At 68.9% G+C, this 2,169-nt stretch carries 2 protein-coding genes; both read left to right on the forward strand.

The features are described 5' to 3' along the window. Window positions 1–60 precede the first annotated feature (60 nt). Window positions 61–1,293, forward strand: coding sequence for a site-specific integrase (locus tag KJS59_RS25245; RefSeq protein ID WP_213455458.1), 1,233 nt, complete (start codon window positions 61–63; stop codon window positions 1,291–1,293). Continuing rightward, on the forward strand, window positions 1,290–2,169 hold an 880-nt coding region (locus KJS59_RS25250; protein ID WP_213455459.1), incomplete at its 3' end, for a tyrosine-type recombinase/integrase. The genes KJS59_RS25245 and KJS59_RS25250, both read left to right, overlap by 4 nt.

Consider the following 2,169-nt stretch of genomic DNA (forward strand, 5'->3'; position numbering starts at 1 on the left):
CGACGATTCGGTCAGGGGCACGGCATGGTGCCGGGCTCGCGTGATCGGAGGTCGGTTGCGATGGCGATGTTGTCTGCGCTGGTGTCGGGTCTGGACGCTGAGTTGAGGCGGCTGGGCTACAAGGAATCGACGTTGGTCTGGTATCGGGGCTGCTGGCGTCGTCTGGCGAGGTTCTTCGCTGCTCGTGGCGTCGAGGAGTTCTCCCTGGACGTGGCGATGGTGTGGGTCGGCGAGGCGTGCGACGGGTTCTTTGAGAAGGAGCGGGCGGGCACGCTCAAACCCACCGATGTCTATTTGTTCAGGGTTGCCCAGATGCTGGGCGAGTACGCGGTTCACGGGGCGGTGCTGCGCCGCTACTCGCGGTCGGTGAACAAGCTCGCCGGGGAGGCCGCCGACGCGGTCGCCCGGTTCCAGGATTGGTTGCGGGCCGCTGACCGCGCGGTGTCGACCGTGCGGGTCTACATGACGGTGGCCGCGGAGTTCGTCGCGTTCACGGCCACGCGGGGCGGGCTGGCCCGGTGTGACGCCGGGGTGCTCGGGGCGTTCGTGGCCACACTGGCCGGATACCAGGCCAAAACCGTCGAGCAGAAGCTGTGCGCCGTGCGGTCGTTCCTGCGGTTCGCCTGCGCCGAGGGGCTGGTCGACGCCGCCGTGCTGGACGCGGTCCCGGTGGTGCGCTCCAGTCGGCAGGCCAGGATCCCGTCGGTGTGGGAGCCGGGTGACGTGACCCGGATCCTGGAGGCGGTCGACCGGGGTAATCCGTGCGGGAAGCGGGACTACGCGATCATCTTGCTGGTTGCCAGGCTCGGGCTGCGCAGCGTCGACGTCAAACGGTTGGAGTTCGCCGATTTCGACTGGCCGGGCAACCGGTTGAGCGTGGTGCAGGCCAAGACCGGCGACCGGGTGCAGTTGCCGTTGTTGAAAGAGGTCGGCTGGGCGGTGATCGACTACATCCGCCATGGCCGGCCGGTCTGCGACTGCCCGCAGGTGTTCCTGCGTCACCTCGCTCCGATCGGCCCGTTCTCGGATCAGGATCATCTGCATCAGATCCTGGTCAAACACGCCCGGGTGGCGCACGTGCCGATCAGCGAGAAACGCCGCCATGGCATGCACTCGCTGCGACACACCCTGGCCACGCGGTTGATGGAGGACGGCACACCGATCGAGCAGATCGCCGACGTCCTCGGCCACCAGTCGGTGCGATCGACTGGCGTGTATTTGAAGTCGTCGCTGGGTCTGCTGGCCAGGTGCGCCCTGGACCCGGACGCGCCCGGGTGGGAGGCGTCGCGATGAACGCCGGCACCACGATGGCCGACGCGATCACGGCGCTGGTCGAGCAGAAACGCGCCGTCGGCTACAAGTACGCGGCCGAGGCGCGGGTGCTGGCCCGGTTCGAGGCGTTCTGCCGCAGCGAGTTCCCTGGGCTGAACGCGCCCGACCAGGCCTCGGTCGAGGCGTGGCTTGCGGCCGCGCGGCGGCGGAACGTCACCCCGGCGACCCTGCAGACGCTGGCCGCGCCGGTCCGGGAGCTCGCCCGTTGGCTGGGCCGCCGGGGCGTGCCCGCCTACGTCCTGCCCAAAGGCGCGCTGCCCAGACCCGCCCGCTACGTCCCGCACATCTACACCGATCAGGAACTGGCGGCCTTGTTCGCCCAGACCGATCGCTGCCGCTACTGTCCAAACGTCCCGTTGCGGCATCTGGTCATGCCGGTGCTGTTCCGCACGATCTACGCCTGCGGGCTGCGGGCCTCCGAAGCCCGTCTGCTCCAGGTCGGCGACGTCGACCTCGACGCCGGCGTGCTGCAGATCCGCGACGCGAAGGGCGGCAAAGACCGGCAGGTGCCCGTCAGCGCGTCGCTACACGTCAGGCTCACCGACTACCACGCTCAGGCCATCGGGCGCTCGGGCGGTGGCTGGTTCTTCCCCGGCACGGCCGGAAACCCGCTGACGCTCGGGAACATCGACAAGAACTTCCGCCGATTCCTCTGGCAGGCCCGCATTTCCCACGGTGGTCGAGGCCGCGGCGCCCGCGTGCACGATCTCCGCCATACGTTCGTGGTCAACAACCTGCGTCGCTGGTTCACCCACGGCCACGACGTCGGCGCGTTGCTGCCGGTCCTGCAGACCTACCTGGGCCATTCCTCGATCGCCGACACCGCCTACTACCTGC

The organism is Rhizomonospora bruguierae (assembly GCF_018397995.1).
GTDB classification, from domain to species: Bacteria; Actinomycetota; Actinomycetes; order Mycobacteriales; family Micromonosporaceae; genus Rhizomonospora; species Rhizomonospora bruguierae.

What these genes read in the sequence shown, in the direction of transcription:
- KJS59_RS25245 (WP_213455458.1), top strand. Translation starts at nt 61, where the DNA reads ATGGCGATGTTGTCTGCGCTGGTGTCGGGTCTGGACGCTGAGTTGAGG.